Annotated in this window: 20 protein-coding genes and 2 pseudogenes; 10 read left to right on the plus strand and 12 right to left on the minus strand. The window is 60.8% G+C overall.

The features are described from left to right. Positions 1 to 15 precede the first annotated feature (15 nt). From GSQ90_RS23870 to GSQ90_RS23895, 6 genes are all read left to right on the plus strand, one after another. Positions 16 to 1098 carry an LLM class flavin-dependent oxidoreductase gene (locus GSQ90_RS23870; RefSeq protein WP_158817471.1) on the plus strand — a complete coding sequence of 361 codons (1083 nt, stop codon included), beginning with the start codon at positions 16 to 18 and terminating at the stop codon, positions 1096 to 1098. Further along, the gene (locus tag GSQ90_RS23875) at positions 1095 to 1907 is read left to right on the plus strand and encodes an alpha/beta fold hydrolase (protein ID WP_158817472.1); all 813 of its coding nucleotides are present in this window, start codon (positions 1095 to 1097) and stop codon (positions 1905 to 1907) included. Before GSQ90_RS23870 ends, GSQ90_RS23875 begins: the two co-directional genes overlap by 4 nt. Continuing rightward, positions 1900 to 2289 (plus strand): carboxymuconolactone decarboxylase family protein, encoded by a 390-nt coding sequence (locus GSQ90_RS23880; RefSeq protein WP_158817473.1) that lies wholly within the window; start codon positions 1900 to 1902, stop codon positions 2287 to 2289. The genes GSQ90_RS23875 and GSQ90_RS23880 overlap by 8 nt, the downstream gene beginning before the upstream one ends. Positions 2290 to 2528: 239 nt before the next feature. Continuing rightward, on the plus strand, positions 2529 to 3362 hold the full coding sequence (locus tag GSQ90_RS23885; RefSeq protein ID WP_158817474.1) for a transporter substrate-binding domain-containing protein: 834 nt from the start codon (positions 2529 to 2531) through the stop codon (positions 3360 to 3362). 58 nt (positions 3363 to 3420) lie between these two features. Then, positions 3421 to 4395, plus strand: a complete 975-nt coding sequence (locus GSQ90_RS23890; protein ID WP_158817475.1) for an amino acid ABC transporter permease — start codon at positions 3421 to 3423, stop codon at positions 4393 to 4395. After that, entirely contained in the window at positions 4392 to 5135 is a 744-nt protein-coding gene (locus GSQ90_RS23895) for an amino acid ABC transporter ATP-binding protein (protein ID WP_158817476.1), read from the plus strand. Before GSQ90_RS23890 ends, GSQ90_RS23895 begins: the two co-directional genes overlap by 4 nt. 611 nt (positions 5136 to 5746) lie before the next feature. On the opposite strand, the gene GSQ90_RS23900 is transcribed toward GSQ90_RS23895, so the two are convergent. From GSQ90_RS23900 to GSQ90_RS32515, 4 genes and pseudogenes are all read right to left on the minus strand, one after another. Beyond that, the gene (locus tag GSQ90_RS23900; protein WP_210254960.1) at positions 5747 to 6658 is read right to left on the minus strand and encodes an IclR family transcriptional regulator; all 912 of its coding nucleotides are present in this window, start codon (positions 6656 to 6658) and stop codon (positions 5747 to 5749) included. Positions 6659 to 6779: 121 nt separating this feature from the next. Continuing rightward, the gene (locus tag GSQ90_RS32920) at positions 6780 to 7178 is read right to left on the minus strand and encodes an aldehyde dehydrogenase family protein (protein ID WP_371418439.1); all 399 of its coding nucleotides are present in this window, start codon (positions 7176 to 7178) and stop codon (positions 6780 to 6782) included. Then, positions 7144 to 7860 (minus strand): annotated as a pseudogene (locus GSQ90_RS23905) (aldehyde dehydrogenase family protein); the annotation flags it as partial. The gene GSQ90_RS32920 and the pseudogene GSQ90_RS23905, both read right to left, overlap by 35 nt. 305 nt (positions 7861 to 8165) lie before the next feature. Then, a pseudogene (locus GSQ90_RS32515) lies at positions 8166 to 8503 on the minus strand (DDE-type integrase/transposase/recombinase); the annotation flags it as partial. Between the two features lie 69 nt (positions 8504 to 8572). Here GSQ90_RS32515 and GSQ90_RS23910 point away from each other — a divergent pair. Together GSQ90_RS23910 and GSQ90_RS23915 are read left to right on the plus strand one after the other, a co-directional pair. Beyond that, positions 8573 to 9448 carry an AraC family transcriptional regulator gene (locus tag GSQ90_RS23910; RefSeq protein WP_158817477.1) on the plus strand — a complete coding sequence of 292 codons (876 nt, stop codon included), beginning with the start codon at positions 8573 to 8575 and terminating at the stop codon, positions 9446 to 9448. Positions 9449 to 9630: 182 nt separating this feature from the next. After that, complete coding sequence (locus GSQ90_RS23915; RefSeq protein WP_158817478.1) at positions 9631 to 10002, plus strand: tautomerase family protein; 372 nt, start codon at positions 9631 to 9633, stop codon at positions 10000 to 10002. A gap of 276 nt (positions 10003 to 10278) precedes the next feature. On the opposite strand, the gene GSQ90_RS23920 is transcribed toward GSQ90_RS23915, so the two are convergent. Both GSQ90_RS23920 and GSQ90_RS23925 read right to left on the minus strand, forming a co-directional pair. Continuing rightward, a complete protein-coding gene (locus GSQ90_RS23920) occupies positions 10279 to 10842 on the minus strand; it encodes a helix-turn-helix domain-containing protein (protein WP_158817479.1) in 564 nt (187 codons plus the stop codon). 231 nt (positions 10843 to 11073) lie between these two features. Continuing rightward, positions 11074 to 12072 (minus strand): nitronate monooxygenase family protein, encoded by a 999-nt coding sequence (locus GSQ90_RS23925; protein WP_158817480.1) that lies wholly within the window; start codon positions 12070 to 12072, stop codon positions 11074 to 11076. 208 nt (positions 12073 to 12280) lie between these two features. On the opposite strand from GSQ90_RS23925, the gene GSQ90_RS32725 reads away from it, so the two are divergent. After that, a complete protein-coding gene (locus GSQ90_RS32725; protein WP_158817481.1) occupies positions 12281 to 12577 on the plus strand; it encodes an AMP-binding protein in 297 nt (98 codons plus the stop codon). Positions 12578 to 12614: 37 nt separating this feature from the next. After that, a complete protein-coding gene (locus GSQ90_RS32730; RefSeq protein ID WP_158817541.1) occupies positions 12615 to 13193 on the plus strand; it encodes an AMP-binding protein in 579 nt (192 codons plus the stop codon). Here the strand turns inward: GSQ90_RS32730 and GSQ90_RS23940 are convergent. The 6 genes from GSQ90_RS23940 to GSQ90_RS23965 all read right to left on the minus strand — a co-directional run bounded on the left by GSQ90_RS23940 (position 13111) and on the right by GSQ90_RS23965 (position 19682). Continuing rightward, on the minus strand, positions 13111 to 14103 hold the full coding sequence (locus GSQ90_RS23940; protein WP_158817482.1) for a zinc-dependent alcohol dehydrogenase family protein: 993 nt from the start codon (positions 14101 to 14103) through the stop codon (positions 13111 to 13113). The genes GSQ90_RS32730 and GSQ90_RS23940 overlap by 83 nt on opposite strands. Positions 14104 to 14192: 89 nt before the next feature. Further along, a complete protein-coding gene (locus GSQ90_RS23945; RefSeq protein WP_158817483.1) occupies positions 14193 to 14924 on the minus strand; it encodes an SDR family oxidoreductase in 732 nt (243 codons plus the stop codon). Between the two features lie 434 nt (positions 14925 to 15358). Then, positions 15359 to 16021 carry an SDR family NAD(P)-dependent oxidoreductase gene (locus tag GSQ90_RS23950; RefSeq protein ID WP_158817484.1) on the minus strand — a complete coding sequence of 221 codons (663 nt, stop codon included), beginning with the start codon at positions 16019 to 16021 and terminating at the stop codon, positions 15359 to 15361. 193 nt (positions 16022 to 16214) lie between these two features. Next, positions 16215 to 16655, minus strand: coding sequence for a nuclear transport factor 2 family protein (locus GSQ90_RS23955; protein ID WP_158817485.1), 441 nt, complete (start codon positions 16653 to 16655; stop codon positions 16215 to 16217). 501 nt (positions 16656 to 17156) lie between these two features. Then, on the minus strand, positions 17157 to 18269 hold the full coding sequence (locus tag GSQ90_RS23960; protein WP_158817486.1) for an AraC family transcriptional regulator: 1113 nt from the start codon (positions 18267 to 18269) through the stop codon (positions 17157 to 17159). A 279-nt stretch (positions 18270 to 18548) separates the two neighbouring features. After that, the gene (locus GSQ90_RS23965; RefSeq protein ID WP_158817542.1) at positions 18549 to 19682 is read right to left on the minus strand and encodes an ROK family protein; all 1134 of its coding nucleotides are present in this window, start codon (positions 19680 to 19682) and stop codon (positions 18549 to 18551) included. Positions 19683 to 19827: the final 145 nt, after the last annotated feature.

Genomic DNA, 19827 nt, shown 5'->3' on the forward strand with positions numbered 1-19827 from the left:
AAGGGAGGAAAAGCCATGAAATTCGCGGTCTCGCTCACCATGGAGCGTTTCTCGGCAGATGTGCCGATGTCGCGGGCGAAGAGTAATCTGCTCGAGCTTGCCCGGCTGGCCGACGAGGGTGGGTTTGAGACCTTATGGACGGCCGAGCATCACACTATCGAATGCACGATCTCGCCGAACCCGTTCCAGACACTGACCTGGCTCGCCCAACATACGCAGCGGATCCGCCTCGGCACTTCAACCCTGGTTGCGCCCTACTGGAGCCCTATTCGCCTCGCTGGCGAGGCGGCGCTATGCGACCATCTCACCGATGGACGTCTCGAATTCGGCATTGCGCGAGGCTCGTACCAATATGAGTTCGACCGTATGGCCGGCGGCATGCCGCAGCAGGAGGGCGTCGCCTATCTAAAGGAGCTGGCACCGGCGGTGAAGCGGCTATGGCAAGGTGACTATGCCCATGACGGCCACTACTGGAAGTTTCCCGTCGCCACGTCAGTGCCCAAGCCCCTGCAGCAGCCGCATCCGCCGATCTGGGTGGCGGCACGCGATCCCGGCACCTTCGACTGGGCCATCGCCCTGGGCGCCAACATTCTCTCCACGCCGCTGTCGGCGCCTCCCGCCGAGATCCAGGTGCTCTCCGACAAGTTCCACAAGGCGGTGGCCGATCATCCCGAGGTGCCGCGGCCGCGTTTCATGATGCAGCGCCGCACTTGCGTCTACGATCGGCCGGAGGACTGGCAACTCGCCGTGCAGCACAGTATCGATTATGGCCGCGCCTTCGAGAACCTGTTCCAGAACATCGGCGCCGTCAGCAACGGCTTTCCCGAGGCCGTGCCCTATGAGGCAGTTAAGGGCAAGGACAACTACAACCCCGAAAGCGTGCGCCGGAATCTGATGTTCGGCACGCCGGACGAGGTGATCGAGAAGCTGATCGCCTATGAGGCAGCCGGGGTCGACCAATATTGCCTTGGCCTGACTTTCAACCTGCCCTTCGAATTGCAGAAGAAGACGATCCGCCTCTTCGTGGACGAGGTGATGCCCGTCTTCGCCGCTCGCGAGAAGAAAGCCGGGAGCGTCGCCGCGAGAGCGCTGGCATGACGGCGGCGCTGAGCCATACCGTCGGCGAGACGACGCTCAACTATCGCATCGATGGCAGCGGGCCCGAGCCATTGGTCTGCATCCACGGCGTCGGCTCCTATCTGGAAGCTTGGAGCGGCTTGGTCGAGCGACTTAAGGATCGCTTCACCATCCTCTCCTTCGACCTGCGCGGCCATGGCCGATCCAGCCGAATCAAGGGCCGTTACGAGATCGACGATTTCGTCAACGAGACCCTCGCGCTCGCCGATCATGTTGGCTTCGACGCCTTCAACCTCGCCGGCTTTTCGCTTGGTGGCCTAATTGCTCAGCGTCTGGCTCTGACGCATCAGCGCCGTCTACGCAGGCTGGTGCTGCTCTCGACGGTGGCCGGCCGCACGCCGGAAGAGCGCGAACAAGTCCTCGGCCGCCTCGCGGCGCTGCGCCTGGGCACGCCTGCCGCCCACCACGAGGCCTCGCTCTCGCGTTGGCTCACCGAGGCGTTCCAAAGGGCAAATCCAGAGGTGATCGCCAGGTTGCGCGCCCGCGACGCCGAAAACGACCGGGATTGCTATGCGTCTGCCTATCGGGTGCTCGCAGAGACCGATTTTGGCGGCTTCCTCGACCAAATCCGTTGCCCGACCCTAATCGCGACGGGCGCGGAAGACCTCGGCTCGAGCCCGCGCATGGCCGTCTACATGCACGAGCGAATTCCCGGCTCCAGACTAGCGATCCTGGCTGGTCTGCGGCATTCCATCCTGATCGAGGCGCCCGATGTCGTGGCGACGCTGATGCGAGATTTCCTCGCCGAAAAGGTAGAAGCCCATGGATAAGACGCTGCAGCAGGCAGGAGAAGCAGTCCGCCGCCAGGTTCTCGGCAACGACTATGTCGATCGCGCTTTCACCAATGCCGATGATTTCTCTCGCCCCTTCCAGGATATTCTCAACGAATATTGCTGGGGCACAGCCTGGACAGACAAGAGCCTCGACCTCAAGCAACGCAGCCTTCTCAATCTCGGCATGCTGGCGGCCCTCGATCGCATGCATGAGTTCGGCATCCATTTCCGCGGCGCCGTACGTAACGGGCTGACGGAGGACGAACTTCGCGCGGTGCTCACCCAGATCGCCGTCTATTGCGGTATTCCCGCCGGCGTTGAGGCCCTCCGGGTGGCGCGCAACGTGCGGGACGAGATGAAACAGAAGGGCGAGATCTGATGGGGCCAGTCGTTGGGGCCGATTTCCGGTGCTCGGCTTCCGCCGAATCGAGGAAAAGGCCTCGCAATCCTGCGCTTTTTCGCGGGAAGACGAGAACGACCCTCTGTCTTCTAAATCATGAGCATCGGCAATGCTCCAGAAAGCACTGTCCGCACGATCCATCGACATCCGGATGCCGTCGCTGAATGCAATAAAAAAGGCAGCGCCAGCAGCTCAGACAACAGAGGGGGACTGATCGCATGAGACATTTCTCGAAACTGACGGCCCTGGCGGCTTCGCTCGCCATGGCGCTCGCCGTGGTCCCGGCGCAGGCTGGCGCCGTGCTCGACCGCGTGACGGCGGCCGGCGCGCTCAAGGTCGCCACCGACGCCAATTGGGCGCCGCAATCCTTCATGAACGACAAGAACGAACTTGACGGCTTCGACGTCGATGTCGCCAAGGAAATCGGCAAGCGCATGGGCGTGAAGGTCGTTTTCGTCACGCCCGGCTGGGACATCATCACCGCCGGCAATTGGGCAGGCCGCTGGGACATGCATGCGGGGTCGATGACCCCGACCAAGAAGCGCGCCGAGATCTTCGATTTCCCGGCCGTCTATTACTACACGCCCGCCGCCGTCGCCGTGCACAATGACAGCAAGGCCACCAAGCTGTCCGATCTCGACGGCAAGGTGGTTGGCGCCACCACGACCTCGACTTTTGAAGCCTATGCCAACCAGGACCTGGTGCTCGACGCCGCCGGCGCGCCGCCATTCAAATATGAGTTCAAGCCGAAGGTGGTGAAGTCCTATTCCAATTCGACCACCGCCTTCGATGATCTGCGCCTGGGGGCTGGCGTCCGCCTCGACGCGGTGGTGTCCTCCCAGCCGAGCATCAACGATGCAAAAAAGGCCGGCTATCCTATTAAGCAGCTCGGCGAGCCCGTATTCTACGAACCCCTCGCCGTCGCCGTCGAGCGTGGCGATCCGGAGTTCAAGGCCAAGATCGCCGATGCTGTACAGGGCATGAAAACGGATGGCACGCTGAGCAAGCTCTCCGTGAAATGGTACGGGACCGACTACACCGTGGTGAAATAGTTCACGTCCCTGGCGGCCCTGCATGCAGGGCCGCTTTGCCGTTCGAGGGGAACCACAAATGCTCTATCCCGATACGGTGGAATCTGAAGTCATTGTCCACAAGCCGTGGTTCATCACGGCGATGTTTGCCGCGATCTTGGCGTGTTTTCTGGCTTTGAACCTGACCGGCACGACGATGGGCGAATTGATGCGCCCCGTCATCGGCGATCCCGTGCAGAGCGGGTTCTACGGTCGCTTCGCCATCGCCTTCACTATTGCGGTGATCTTCTGCCTAAATGTCGTGCTGATCGGCTTTGCCCCGCTGAAACTGCAGATCGCTATCGTCTGGCTCGAATTGCTGCTGCTGTTCCTCGCCTTCTTCGAGACCTTCCATCTCAGCCTGCCCTTCATTCGGGAAAAGCTGCCGTTCATGATCACGCAGGGCGTGGTGACCACGCTCTATGTCTCGGCGATTTCGATCGTCATCGCCTCGGCCATCGCCATTCTCGGCGCTGTGGCCAAGCTCTCGACCAACGGCTTCGCCTATGCGATCGCAACCTTCTACACCTCCTTCTTCCGCGGCCTGCCTTTGCTGATGCAGGTCTACTTGATCTATCTCGGCCTGCCGCAACTCGGCTTCGTCATCGACGCGGTGCCTGCAGGCATCTTGGCGCTGTCGCTGTGCTACGGCGCCTACATGACCGAGATCTTCCGCTCGGGCATCCAGAGCATCGATCGCGGGCAGTGGGAGGCCTCGCGCTCGATGGGCTTCGGCTTCGGCCTCACCATGCGCAAGGTCATCCTGCCCCAAGCCCTGCCGGTGATTATCCCGCCCACCGGCAACCAGTTCATCTCGATGCTGAAGGATTCTTCGCTCGTCTCGGTGATCGGCGTGTGGGAATTGATGTTTCTTGCCCGTACGCTGGGGCAGAAAACCTTCCAGCATATGGAAATGCTGATCTCCGCCGCCATGCTCTACTGGATCATGTCGATCTGTCTCGAACTCATCCAATCCCGCATCGAACACCATTATGCCAGGAGCAAAGTGCGATGAGTCCTGACACGATCATCCAGGCCACGAATGTCGCCAAATGGTACGGCGCCTTCCAGGTGCTCAAGGACATCAACCTCACCGTTCGCAAGGGCGAGCGCATCGTCATATGTGGACCCTCCGGCTCGGGCAAGTCGACCCTGATCCGCTGCTTCAATCGGCTCGAAGCGCATCAGGAGGGCGACATCACCGTCACCGGCGTCGTCCTTCACGACAAGATGAGAAACGTCGCCTCCGTACGCCGCAACGTCGGCATGGTGTTCCAGCACTTCAACCTCTTTCCGCATATGACTGTATTGATGAACTGCATGGTTGGCCCGATGTGGATCAAAGGGATCAAGCCCGAGGCGGCAAAGAAGACGGCGCTGCAGTTCTTGGAGCGCGTGCGCATTCCCGATCAAGCTAACAAGTTCCCGGTGCAGCTCTCGGGCGGCCAGCAGCAGCGCGTCGCCATCGCCCGCAGCCTCTGCATGCAGCCGGCCGTGATGCTGTTCGACGAACCAACCTCGGCGCTCGATCCGGAGATGGTGTCGGAAGTTCTGGAGACGATGACGAGTCTGGCCCGCGACGGAATGACCATGGTCTGCGTCACCCACGAAATGGGTTTCGCCCGCGCGGTCGCCGACAGGGTGATCTTCATGAATTCGGGTCAGATCATCGAGGAAGGCAAGCCGCACGACTTCTTCACCAATCCACAACACGAGCGTACGAAGCTGTTCCTCAGCCAAATTCTCAAACATTGAAGCGAACGTGGGTCTGGACACTTTTCTTGGCGAGTTTCCCGATCTTAGACTACGCTCCAGTCCCACGCTCTTCGTTCAATACGCGTTCAGGACGATGGCGGCTTACTCATGCCGATAGGTCCGGACGCACCCAATCACGCGCCGTCTCCTGCCTGCCTCTGCTTGATCGAGAGTTGTACGCCGCGAACGTGCCCACCGCGATGCATGAAAGAAGTGTGCTGCTGGCGGACGTCATTGACCGCTCAGCTTCGCGACGACGAGGAATCTCGTCCCGAGCGGCACCCTTCCACTGGAGGGTCGTGAAGGTCGAGATGAGCTCAAATACAGAGGCTGGATCGGTCACTATCCGCTTGTGCTTTCGACGTTCCATGAGCGCGTGCCTAAAGACTCGATCTCGCTGCCGCTCAGCAGCGAAAGCGACCGACCGTCCGCCGATCCCATTCATCCGGCCGCGTTCACCGCCTCGGGGACTTGAACTAGGTCGTGGCTACGACGGCGGTCAATATCTTCTGAGCGACGGCGGAGTTTGCTCTGATAAGGCCGACTTTGCCGATATGGACGAGGGGGCCCAAGAAAATCGATACCGGGGTCTCCCAAGCAGTTGCCCAAGTTCACAAGAGTTGAGTTATGCCAGCGAAATCGGAAATATCAGCACGGCCGCCGTCGACTATTTGCGCCTGCCGCCCTTGAAGGGTTCCACGGCTGCCCTCAGCTTTCAGAAAGGAATCTCGATGAGCCCGGATTTCCGCGACGGTCGCGCCGATTCCTATCGCCATCGGCGTTTGTCTGTTCGACGTCTGCATTTCAATTGCGACGACGCCCGCATGGGGATTGACGGAGCCTTCCGTGACCGCGTAGCCACACGTTCGAATATGATCGAGTTCACGCAGTAATGCCGTGCTGGTGACCCGCTTACTCGGATCGGGCTCTTCCGCATTGATTCGTCGCAGCAAATGCACGACTTCCGTGTCGCTCTTCAGGCTGAGCAAGACCTTGCCGACGGCAGAGCGGCACAGGGGACGCAACGAGCCGTTCTTGATGTACCAGTGTGGGACTTGCGGCTTGAGAGCCTGAACAAGATGAACATATTGAACGTGGATGCCATTCTGCATGCCCAGGATCACGGTTTGACCTGTGATCGCGTGGAGTTCGTCCACAACGCGTGACAGGCTGGCCTCGCTGTAGAGTTCGTCCTGCACCCAACCCCCGAGCAGGGCGACCCGCATGGTAGGCATGAATTGTCGCTTGTGACGGTCGTGATCCAGGTAACCGAGCTTCACGAGGCTCGTCAGGAGAGCCGAGACGCTCGATTGAGGGTAATTGAGCCCCCGCACGATATCGCTGACCCCGAGAGGACGACGGCGTTCGGCGAGATACTCGAGCAATTCAAGAACGCGCTTTGCCGATTTGATCGCACCGGCGACTTCCGCCCCGTACGGGTTCTTGGCGGACCCCACATCCCTCGCGCTCCGATCAAGCATATATAGTCTCCGCTTCTCGCCGGCCGCTCCCACTTCGTTCATCGTCGTAGGTAAGTCCGCCACTTTGATATCCTCGTTCGTTCGTTGGGGGAAGCAACTCGCTATGGCGCCCGTTCGGACTACCGAGCGCGAGTGAGCCCGGACCAGCTCTTCGAATAGATCGCTACCCCATGGGCGAATGCGTTGGATCGGAGTCCGGAGCGGCCATCCCGTACAAGTCACCGCGCTGAAGGATACCATTGCGCAACAATCGAACCGTGGCCACGTCGATCATCGTTCCATCATAGGTGATCGCGCCGAGACCCTGGGCGCCCGTCAGGCAGATTTGTCCGGCGTGAAGGAGAAAGCCTTTTAGGACCCCCGGCACCGCCGCCGCCAGATCCGCATCGGCAAATACGATGTCCGGCGATTTCCCGCCGAGTTCCAAGGTCAGTGGTAAAATCCGTTCGGCGGCGATTCGGCCGATCTCTCGGCCAGCGCGTAGAGAACCGGTGAAGGTCAGCTTGCGCACGCCCCTGAACCATGCTCTCTCCAGCTTCCTTCCCAAGTCCTGTGACCACATTGAATACGCCGGCCTCCAGACCGCACTCCTCCACAGCCATCCGCGCCAATTCCAACAGGGACCCGGAGGTGGCCTCCGACGGCTTGGCCACAACCGTATTGCCTGCGGCAAGGGCCGGAGCGCAGGCCCGACCCGCCTGATTGAGCGGTGCGTTCCACGGGAGGATTGCGCCCACGACCCCAAACGGCTCGCGGCGGGTGTACGAATGATAACCAACACCGATATCGATCGTATTTCCCTGAATCGCGTTGACCAGACCGCCATAGAACTCAAAATACTGGGCGGTTGCCTCGATTTCGGCTTTTGCCATTGAGGCCGATTTCCCCGTTTCACGACATTCGATCACAGTGAAATCGTTGATGCGTTCCCTGATCTTCCGCGCTATCTCGTTGAGGATTCGACCCCGCGCACTCGGTCGCATATTTCGCCATGCGGTAAGCGCGAATTCGGCGGCTCTGACGGCCGCATCGACATCGGCGGCATTCCCACGCGCCACCCGAGAAATGACCCGACCGTTTTTCGGGTTGCTTCCATCGAGATAAAGCCCATTGCTGGGCAATGCGGTTCGCCCGTTGATGAAGTGATCCAGTTGATTCTCTGCCACTGCCTTGACGTTCCCTACTGATTGTTTCCTGATCGATTGCTTTCCGATCATTCTCGCGACGCTGCTACAGAGTACCATTCACGCGAAGACGCCATGATGCAGGTAAATCAGAACTCAGATATCGCGATGCGAAGTGATTGCATCACACGCACCTACCGCCGACCAAGTATGATCTGTTGTAAAAGTCGCAACTTTGGGTGTCGAGCCGGCAGCGGCAATTAGCACATATGTGATAGAGAAAACCTGGCGTATCTGCGAATGATCGCCGCACGCTGGCTTCGAGGATCGTGGGTCGTCGTCACGAGCGCTCCACCCGAGGGAGAGCGGCCTCAGCATGTTATGCTAGGTCGCAACGGACGAAAGGGTCCCGACGCGGTCAAGTTTCAGGCCGCAGGAGTGACGGATTTCCGTTTCGCCATGGCACTCAGGCGGTGAAGGTGTGTAGATGGGGCGGACCGATGGGAACGGCGCGAAACGAAATGATTGCGGACGGCGGAGAAGATTGAAACGAATCGCTGCAACTCAGGCCGGGATCGAAATCCTCGCATCATCCTCTCTCGTTTTCGGATGGGCATGAGAATTCTGCGCCCCACTTTCGAGTCCCTGCTGGGAGCGGTGTTCGACCTCCGGCATGACCTCGCTCGGCGGCGGTATGAGAGCAGAGTTTGTCGGTTATGATCCGCTTCGGCGGACGTCCTTGCTTCCGCAAGAGCCGCATGACACGATAAATCATCGGGACGCTACGAGTGGGGACACCGGAAACGCTCGCGCATGCTCGGAAGGAAGGAAGATGAAGGAGGATCGGGTCGCCGCAGACTATTGCCGTCTGGTCGGCGGGGAGCTTGTCTCGTCAATCGTTGCGCAGACGATGAGCGTGCGCGTCGAAATGCTTCGTCGCCGTTCTAGCGGCCGGATAGCGTGGCGATTTCGCCAGCCGCGATTGGCGCTCTTCTGGTTTCGTCATGGCTTGGGGCGATTTCGGTTGGAGATCGACGGCTCCCCGATCCGCGCCCAAATCTCGCCAACGTCTAGCCTTGGACTGTTTCCCGCCGATGTGGGAATAACCGGCGAGTTCGAAGTCGATCGGTGCTGCGAATACGCCGTCGCTTTCTTGGACTGGGGCGTCCTCGCGGCCCGGTGCGAATTGGAATTTCAACGTCCGCTCGTTGCTTTCAGCCACGATCCTATTAAGCAGGGCTTTGCTGGATTGTGCCGCGAGGCGACCGAGCCGGACAATCTCTTCGATCTCTTCGCGGAAGGATGGGCGCTGCAGACGCTCGCGCAATTGGCTCAGATCAGCCGGACGACCAGTCCGAAACATGCCGAGGCGCGTGGCGGATTGCCGCCGATCAGCTTGCGCCGCGTCGAGGACTATATCCGCGCCAATCTGTCCAATACCGTCACTCTGACCGATTTGTCGGAAATCGCAGGACTCAGCCCTCGGCACTTCCTGCGCGCCTTTCAGGACAGCGTCGGCGCGACGCTGCTGGGCCACGTCCGCGCCATGAGGATCGACGAGGCCAAGCAGCGCCTGTCCGATCGCCGCTCGAGCATTACGCAAGTGGCGATCGAGTGCGGCTTCAGGCACGCACAACATTTCGCGACAAGCTTCCGGGCGGCGACCGGGGTTACGCCTTCGGCGTTCCGTCGGCTGCTGCTTTCCTGATTTGATCCCTCGGCAGACCAAGCCCCCATCGGTCGCCGGCGTGCGCCCCTTTTCGGACCGCGGCGTCGCAGATTCGATTGTGGCGTTTCTCCGCATGTCTCGTCGCTTCTTTGGAAGTCGCAGGCCCGACCTACGGCCAAGATGACTGCCGATAACCACATCAGCTACAACGGGAGTGCTCCATGCCGGCTTTCATTTGCGAGACCCGAGCCGGACTCAATCCGAACACCAAGGCCACGCTTGCCAGGGCGATCACCGACGTCGTTAACGACATCATACAGTCCCCCTTCGATCTCATCAGCGTCGTTTTCCACGATCTTCGAGCGGAAGACACTTATCGGGCGGGCGATCGGACGATGGACACGCTGATCTTCGGTCACATCCGCCAGGGCAGAACGGACGCTACGATACAGAAACTCGGACTCGCCATCAGCGAGACCTGGAGCCGCATTACCGGCGTCCCCGAAAGCGAGATCGAAATCGCCATCGAGGAGTATCCTGCTAAATTCACCTTCCGTGGGGGCGAAAGACTGCCGGAGCCTCCGTACGTCTGAACAGGCGAATTGATGAGGATCGAGATCTCTCAGCGCGCATCCATTGTCGGCGAGTTTACGTGACCTCAGTGCGAACCAGACACATGACGTCAACGAAGATGCAAGCGACCACGTTTTCGACGACCGCATCGGTCAAGAGGCCATGCCGGATTGCGTGGTGTTGTCTCCTGAATTTTCGCCCAGGACCAGAGCCGGCGATATTCACGTCAGCACGGCGACCAACCGGAACGGGCCACGGTCACAACCACGAGTACGACCATCCTTTTTTAGCCCATTTTAGACGGAGTTCTGACGCGGTCGAGCGCGCCCTGCCATGCGCGTCGCGGAAGCCGCAGGGGCAGCGTCGACGTGCGCGCGCCCCAACGCCGCTTTGATCCGGGACTGCCTCTTGCCCGCACCGGGTCCCGGCATCACGCGCACTTGTCGAGGATCGAGCTGTTCGCCGCACTCGGAACAGGTCAACACCGGGTCAAACAAATGGCCGCAACCGAGGTGCCGATGCAGCATGGGGCGACCGGCCTTGCCCGCGCTGTAAGTGTCGCCCCAATGCACCAGACCCATCAATACGGGGTAGAGGTCGAGCCCTTTTTTGGTCAACCTGTATTCGTAGCGTGTCTGACGGACCTGATATGGCGTCTTCGCGAGCACGCCTTCATCGACCAGCTTCTTCAACCGATCCGCGAGAATGTGCCGCGTGACGCCAAGCCGTGCCTGAAATTCATCGAATCGACGGATACGAAGAAAGCAGTCTCGGAGAATCAACAGCGTCCACCGATCCCCGATCACCGAAACAGTGCGAGATATGGAGCATCGCTCACTCGCCAACTCACTCCAGCGCATTGACGCCTCATTGGAAATTGCAAAAATCGCTCTGAATCATATCGAGCCGTCATAATTGGGGCTAGTCAGCAGGACGAATGGCGAACCGGCAACGCTGGAGGACCCCGTGTACGCGACCCGCGGCCGGGGCTGCCGATGGCGGGCTCTCCATCATCCGGAGGTCCGAAAGATAACGCCGCTCATCCGCGACCGGGAGAGCGCACGGTCTCCCCCCGGCGCGTCAGGCCATGCCTACGCCCGTGTTTCCGACGGCGCGGCGCGCGAGCTGGAAAATTGGACGGTTCGCGCACCCGCAGCGCCATATTCAGCAACCAGGCGGGCGACCAAATCGGCAGTCGGCGTGATATGCGTTACCGCACCAATGCCTTGACCAGATCCCCAAATGTCGCGCCAGGGCTTCACGTTGGCCCCTTCGCGCGGCTCTGCGAAATTCATCGCCGACGGATCGGAAGTTGGCAGATTGTCCGGATCCAATCCGGAACGTACGACAGAGGGTCTGAGATCATTACCGTGCACGCCTGTAAACAGGTTGGTGTAAACGATATCGTCCGCGTCGCTGTCCACGATCATTTTCTTATAATCGGCGTGCGCGTTGGCTTCTTCAGTCGCGATGAAGGGCGAGCCGATATAGGCGAAATCGGCGCCCATGATCTGGGCGGCGAGGACGTTGGCGCCAGTGGCGATGGCGCCGGACAGCGCGAGCGGCCCGTCCCACCAGGTCCGCAATTGTTGGACGAAAGCGAACGGCGATAAGCCGCCAGCGTGCCCGCCCGCGGCGACGGCGATCGGTCCGTCGGCGCCTTTCTCGATCGCCTTTCGCGCGAACCGGTCGTTGATCACATCGTGCAGAACGATGCCGCCGTAGGAATGCACCGCCTGGTTCACGTCTTCACGCGCGCCAAGCGAGGTGATGACGATCGGCGCCCGATGCTTCACGCAAAGCTCCAGGTCGCGCTCCAGTCGAGCGTTCGTTCGGTGCACGATCTGGTTGACGGCGAAAGGCGCCGCCGGACGGTCCGGATGGGCGCGATCGTGCGCGTCGATCTCCTCACGAATGCGCGCGAGCCATTCGTCGAGCATGGTCGCCGGCCGGGCGTTGAGCGCCGGGAAACTGCCGACCACGCCCGCCTTGCATTGCGCGAGGACCAGGTCAGGATTCGAAATGATGAACAGCGGCGCCGCGATGATGGGAACCGAAAGCCGTTCTCGAAGATTGGCGGCCAGGTTCAATTGCGACCTCCTGTGACGGAAGCATGCGACGCTCCCTTATGGGACAGTGAGTTCTGTTTTGGAATTCGTCAAGTCGACCGGGCGACGTCGATCCTCGCTCCATCAGCTTGACGAGTTCTATAATAGAACCTATCGTGCTGACGAAGAGATTTGGGGAGGCCTATGGACGCTGGAGCGATCAGGGCGGAAGCGGCGGAGATTTTCCGGCTTGCCAGAGCGCATCAGCCATGTGATCCGCGCTACAGCCCAGCGCCGACCGCAGCTTCCCGCGCTGGTCGATGCAACGAATCTCTGGACCTACGGCGACCTCGCGGCCGTCGTCGCAGAATTGGCGGCGGCGCTACGCAGTCTCGGCGTCTGCGCGGGCGATCGCGTGATGATCGTCAGCGAGAACAGCCTCCCCCTGGCCGGGTTGGTTCTCGCGGCGAGCGAGATCGACGCCTGGGCGGTGGTGGTGAATCCCCGACTATCGGCGCGGGAAGTCGATCAAAATACGCGACCATAGCGGCGCGCGACGGGTCTTCTTCGTAACGCAGGGCTCCATGGCCGCCGCGGAGCACGCCGCCCGGCATGGCGCCGAGGCGACATCCCTCGGGCAAGTGGGAAGGCTTGCCGTCGGCCCCCTCAATGCGGCGGCTACGCCCGAACCGGCGCAGGCCGAAGGCGCGCATCAAGTCGCTGCGCTCATGTACACGTCGGGAACGACCGGCAATCCGAAGGGCGTTATGCTTACGCATCAAAACCTTCTCTACAACGCCGCCGTGTCGGGCCGGATGCGTCGAATTTCGAGCGACGACCGTCTCTACGGCGTGCTGCCGATGTCGCATATCGTCGGGCTGTCCAATATTCTCATCGGCGCGCTGATGTTCGGCGCTTCAATCCAGGTTGCCCCGCGCTATGCGCCGGAAGACCTCGAGCGCGCCCTCGTCGAGGACGGTGTGTCCGTCCTCTATGGCGTGCCGGCGACCTATCAGCGTCTGCTGGAGCACATGAAGGCCACGGGCAAGACGAAACTGGCGCGGGGTCGGTTGCGCTACATCATGGCACGGTTACGACGACTTTGCCGACTTGCTTACCAGATTCAAGAAATCGGTGGGCAGCAACAATTTCAGAGAATGTAAACGTCTTAGCGATCGTCGGCTTCAGGACGCCTGAGGCAATTCTCATCTCAATAAAGTGCGCGAGAGACTTTAGCTTGGCGTCATCTTTCGTCACCGCGTTGATCGCGAAACCGCGGATCGTCAACTGACGGGTTAACAGAGCCAAGATCGGCAGCGGCGTTATCTCAGGGCTCATCGCTCCATAGACAACAGCGATTGCCCCAGAAGTAGCTGCCATAGCTAGTTGCTCGAAGGCAGGGCCCGCGACTGCGTCGAAAATGACGTCAGCGCCCTTGCCTGCGGTCAACTTCATCACTTCAGAGGTGATGTTCTGCTCTTGGGTGATGATGATATGGGCCGCGCCGGCCCCGCGAAGTGAGTCGGCCTTCGCCGCGGTTCTCGTGAGCGCCACCGGCACGGCTCCGACCGCCCGGGCCGTCTGAATTGCGGCAAGGCCCACGCTGCTTGACGCAGCTGAAATGAGCACCACCTGTTCTTGAGCTATCTGAGCAATGTCGATCAGGCCACACCAAGCTGTGCCGAAGGCAGACCAGATGGCCGCGGCGTCCTCCCAACTCAGATCGTCCGCGACCTTCGCCAACGCCCGCGCCGGCGCAAGCGACACCTCGCCGTAGAGACCGTACTCAGTGATAGCAAAGGATGGGATTACGCTTACGCGGTCGCCCACGGCAAATCCTATGACACCCGGGCCGAGCTTTTCTATCTCTCCGGCCGCCTCAAAGCCCAGTTGAGTCGGAAGGGCTGGCCTGAGCGGAATGCGGCCAGATCTGAACGTTGCTTCCGTCCGGTTCAAGCCGATCGCACGTATTCGAAGACGCACTTCGCCGGGCCCAGGCTCCGGATTGGGAATGTCTTCGATTTCGAGCGCTTCCGGACCCCCGAAGGTATGGATACGAATGCTGCGGACCATGTCTTACCCCAATCTTTCAGCCACTTTGTCGCGGGCCCGATCTGCTGAAAAGCTGACACTCACTCCAAAAGACAGCACGATTGCATTGACTAAATGGACTGCGCCGTCGGCCGAACGATAATCTCGTTCACCGCGACCTCTTTTGGCTGGCCCAGCGCGCACGCGATCGCGCCAGCAATGACGTCGGGGGGAATCGCCAACGTGAAGAGACCTGCGGCGACGCGCTGTTTCACGTTTGGATCTGTGATGCTGTCGATCAACTCGGTCGCTACGGCGCCAGGGCAAATGATTGTGGTTCGAATCTTTCCAACCGTTTCCTGTCGCAGGCCTTCCATGATCGCGCGCACGGCGAACTTGGTGCCGGAATAGACGGCGCCGCCGGGCGACACGACGTGTCCGGCGATGGAAGAGATCGACACGATATGACCATCGCCGCGTTGCAGCATATGAGCTAGAACCGCGTCGACGCCATAGAGGACTCCTTTGATGTTGACGTCGATCATCCGGTCCCAATCGTCGACATTGCCTGCCCTTAGGAGCGAAACCGGCATGATTCCGGCGTTGTTGACAATGGCGTCGATCCGCCCGAACCGTGACAGGGTCTTGGCGGCGAGGGCCTGCAAATCGCCGCGCCTGCTGACATCGACGACAGCCCAATCTATGTCTCCGCCAATCTGCGACGCGAGCGCCTCAAGACGGTCGCGCCGCCGCGCTGCGAGCATGACCGACGCGCCGTCGGCGCAGAGCCTTCGGGCGGACGCTTCGCCGATGCCGCTGCTCGATCCAGTAATGATAACGACCTTGCCTTGAACATTACTCATCAACGTCACCCTCCGGAAGCTCGCCAAATGCCGACCCGAAACGACATGCGGCCCCGGTTTCGTCGAGACCGATATTCTGTTTGACCTGGCGACATGTCGCCGAGCGCAGGAACGATGGGACCCCCTTTGATCGGCACACCACTCACTTCAAAACGAACTCGCCCTAAAGGCCGGAGTAGCGACCATCGCGACGGTGCAGCGCGCCGTTGCGGAACCATCCCTTTGTGCCGTTTGCGCATTCGTAGTCGAGCCATCATCGCTGCGGTTATATCGATCCCGCGCCACTGAACGCAGTCATTATTGCCTTTAGTACTCGGCGCGGGTACACGGATGTATTGACGACCCCGAGCTCATCCCCCCGATCCTGCGCTGGTGAGCGCGACAGGATCGTCTCCGCTGTTTTCACATTAACCGTCGAGACCTGTTCCCTCTTCTCAAGCGCTCGCCGGGCTGTAGCGCACCTCCGCGGTCCAGGCGTCCTCCAGCTGGCTGTAGAGACGCCAGAAGTGCTCGGCGACTGCTTTGGCTTCCTTCGAGTCCGGGGCAACGAGGGCCATGACAGTCACCGTCGCAATATGAATCCCCTTCGCGCGGAAGGGCTCGAAGAGGCCGAGCGCCATGGCGCGGATGCCGGCCTTGCCAATGCTGAGCGAAAGAAAGTCAGGGCTGGGAGCCAGTGCGAAACCGCCTCCTGTCAATAGGATCGCACCCGATTTCCGCTCTTCCATCCTCACAGCGGCAGCTTGGGCCGCGACGAGCGCGCCGCCGACGTTCACAGCGAGATCGCTAACGAAAGTGTCGCGTGGTTGCTCAGCAAGGGTCGCTTTTCGCAACGCGCCCGCATTGTAGTGCAGCACGTCGATAGCGCCGTACTTCCTTTCGACATTCACGACCAATCTGCCGACGCTCTCCGGGTCGCTCGCATCCGCTGTCTCAACTTCGGCCGTGTATCCCTTCGATTTGAGCCTTCCGGCCAATTCGCGGGTTTTTGTCGCGTCCCTGGAGACTAGAACAACCTGGAATCCTTCCGCGGCGAACCGTTCAGCGGTCGAGATCCCCATACCCGGGCCGGCTCCGATGCTGAGAAACGTTTTCATAGTGAGAATCCCTTCCGTGGTGTGGATGTAGAACGTACAGAACAGTCGGCAGCGCCGCGCCAATCGAGTGCGCTGGCGGTAGGGGGCGCAGGCCTACTGGGCCTTCTGGCGGACATCGAGCCGATCGTGGAGAACCGCCGCGACCTGACCGCAAGTTGAGGCGGCGCGCTCCCGGCCTCGCACCTCGTAGGTCCTATTGCCCGGCCTTCAATGTCGCTCGGTCTTCGAACACCGTTACGATGAGCTGGGTATCGTTATATTCCGTCACCTCGGCAATCTGATCACCGACAATCCGGAATACCATGCAGTACTCGTTTCGATACGGTACGCCGGCTTTGGTCACGCTATCACCACGGGCCTCCACCGCAACCAACTCACCATCCGCGATAAAACGCTGCGGGACCAACCTAATCCGCTCGGCAAGAATGGCGCGCACCTCCCCGATCATATCCCGCAGGATCGCCTGCTTCCCCTCGTAAGTTTTCGACCAATTGGTCGTACCGATGATGCGCCAGCGCACATCATCGGTCATGCTCTCGAAAAGGAGTGCGCCATCGCCCTGCGCGAGGCCGGCGAAAATTTGCTGCATCAGCGTCCTGTTCGCGTCTGTGATCGTTTCGGTGCTCTTGGCCATAAGTCCCTCTGGGGGTTCGAGAACGGCGCATAGCTTTGGCTTTCCAGCACACGGTAGCGTCGCTGAAGGCCCGCCGAAGCGAATAGTTCCGGTTCTAACGAGACTGGAAGCCCTCAACTTCGGATCATCCCATCTCCTTCCGGGGAGGCTATCGAGAGCAGCGGAACAGCGGAAGGGGCTGAAGGCCGCCTGTTCGGTGAGTTGGGGACAATCTCGAAGATCTGCGCGCCGCGATTGTCACGATCCCTCAGCCGCGTTGGATGCCGGATGGCTTTTACTGGCGCCGCGCAGGAGTCGTATGCTGGAACCCGGCGACGGTGCTGGAATCAGTTCGAGCGCTCTCCTCGTTGGTCGTTCGGGTGCTGCGCTGATATTCAATGGCAAGCTTCATCCGCACCTCGGTAACGATTTAGCCGAACGTCATCTACGGATCCCTCCGACGCAGGGTGCGCGGATGTATCGACAACCCCGCGGCCATCCTTCCGAAGATGACTCTCGTGATTAGTGATCAGGCGGTTTCAGTGATTGTCCGCCAGGGCGCCGGGTGCGAGCGCGGCCGCGAAATTCGGTCGGACTTTTGCCGGTCCAACGCATGAACGCATGGCGGAAATTCGCCTCATCGCTGTAGCCCAACCGACTGGCGATCTCTTTGTTCACCATTTGCGTCTTGCGCAGATACTCGATGGCGAGCCGCCTGCGCACCTCGGCCAGAAGGGCGCTATACGACGTGCCTTCCGCCTCAAGCTTGCGGCGCAACGCGCGTGGGTACATCTCCATCTTCAAGGCGATTGCCTTGATGCCGGGAAATCGGCCCGGCCGTTCGACCAGTATCCGCCAGACGTCGGCGGCGACGCCGCCCGCACGATTGACTTCCCCTAAAAGCTGCTCGCACATCTCGCGCGCCATCGCGTGGGTCCGCGGGTCTGCGAGTTCCGCCAGATCGTCCTCTCGGACGTGCTCGTATCCGCAGCTCTGCTGTTCGAACAGGACCGGACATTCGAACAGGCTGTCGTAGACCTTCGCGTGTGGCGGTGCGGCATAGTCGACGTTCACACGCGAGAAACTGAACGTCTGGCCGGTACGGTCCCGGGCTACAGCCAGATGCGCGGAGAGCGCAAACTCAACGGCGAAACGATGGGCGTCCTCGGTTGGGTTTGGCCAATGCAGCGGTTCGAAAGTCACCGCGACCGTCGGGCCCTCGTCCACATCTACGACATCACAGAACGGTCCAACGATCCGGAGGTAACGAGCGGCGAAACTACGGGATTCGGCCTGTGTCGCGCCGCTTAGCAGCGCGTATCCGTACATGCCATAGGAGGTAACGTGCATGCGCTGCCCGGCGCGCAGCGCGATCGCCGGATCGCTCGACAGACGTAATGCGTTGCGAATTACAATATCGAGCTGCCGGTACGATATTTTTGTCGTGTAAGCGTCTAGCTGCGATGCCGTGAGGTCGGCGCCTTCGAGCGCCGCCTGCGCGTCTATGCCTTGCTTGGCGAGTTCAGCAACGATCGCAGCGATCGAGTGCGGCCAATAGATGCGTTCCTCGAAGCCGGGTGGCGATCGAAGAACTAACTCGGCGCGCTGCCGGCCGCCATCACCCGCCTTGGCCATTGCGTCCCTCCCTTTGAGGCTTCCACCTTATTGTTTATTCTCTTCCGTTCCCAGTGTGGCGCGAGATCAACCCAATCGGACAGGCCCTCGCGAAACTGAAAACGCTCGTGCGAAAGGCTGCGCCGCGATCCCTCGACGCTGTTTCCCAAGCCATCGCAGCCGCATTGCGCGCCGTCTCGACAAAAGAATGCGCCAACTATTTCAGAAATGCCGGGTATGCGTGCGGTCAAACGCAGAACGCTCTAAGCGTTACAGCGGCAGAACCGTCGCGGTCCGCCATCACGCGCGGATGTGCCCTGACGCCGCCTCGAAATCGAAGAGTTTCTGGGTGGCGAGCGCGGCGGCTCCGCGTTCCCAGGAATCCCCTTGCCAGTCCGGCATGACGGGCGGCGGCGGCGACAGGGTGTGTTGGGCGAGGGCGGCTCGCATCGGGTCCAGGAAATGGTCGCCGAACGTCACGGCCTCACCACCAACCACGACGATCTCGGGATCGACGATGTTGCAAAAGACCGCCAGATGGCGACCGATGTTTTCTCCGGCTTCGCGAAGCACAGAAACGGCATGCTCATCGCCAGCGTCTGCGGCCTGGAGCATGTCGAACCGGGTAACCGTGCGCGGTCGTCTCCCTCGCCATCGATCGACGATCGCCGGCTCGGAGTAGAAGGCTTGCAGACAGCCCCGTCGTCCGCATTCGCATTTCGGGCCGTTGGGATCGTGCGTGCAGTGTCCGAGCTTGCCGGCTCCGCCGATTGCGCCGTGGTGAACGACACCGTCAACCACCACGGCGCAACTGATGCCGACGCCGACCGCCAGCGCCCCCACGGTCCGGTGCTGACGCCCCAAGCCGAAGAGCTGCTGCGCCAGCGCGAAGGCATTCGTGTCGTCGTCGATCCAAACGGGCGCATGAACACGCTCGGCCAGCATCGCTGCGAGCGCCACGTCTCTCCAACCGAAGCGATGGCTCACCCGGCATATGCCGCCCGCGATGTCAATCGTGCCCGGCGTCGCGACACCGATGCCTATAATGCTCCGCCGCTCCCGCTTGGCATGCCGCAGCAAATCCTCGGCCGCGAGCGCCGAAGCCTCGACATAGGCCTCGGGCGAGACGTCGCCAACCGGGACGGACAGAGTCGCCAGCGCCTTCGTCGAGAGGTCAGTCAACACAGCGCGCACTTCGCCGACCCTGTACTGCAGGCCCACGACGAGCCGGCCGGCGTAATTGATCTCGACGGGAATCGGACGGCGGCCGGTCGAACCTGTGCTCGCCAGGCCCTCCAAAAGAACAGTTTCCTCGATAAGATCTCCCACGACAAAGGTGACCGTGGCGGGACTGAGGCCTGTCGCGACCACTATCTCGGCGCGGCTCCTAGGTCCGTTTCTGCGCAGGAGGTTCAGAACGAGCCGGCGGTTCATCGCTCGCGATGTGCTCTGGTCGCCCTTCACCTTGTGCTCCGACGTTATTTTGTTTAGTAAACTAACTGTTGATCTACGCCCCGTTTATGCGCTAAGTGCCAACGTCGGTCAACGCGGGAAAGCCTGATCGGTCTACGAACGGGAG

Source organism: Methylocapsa sp. S129 (genome assembly GCF_009765995.1).
Taxonomy (GTDB): Bacteria; Pseudomonadota; Alphaproteobacteria; order Rhizobiales; family Beijerinckiaceae; genus Roseiarcus.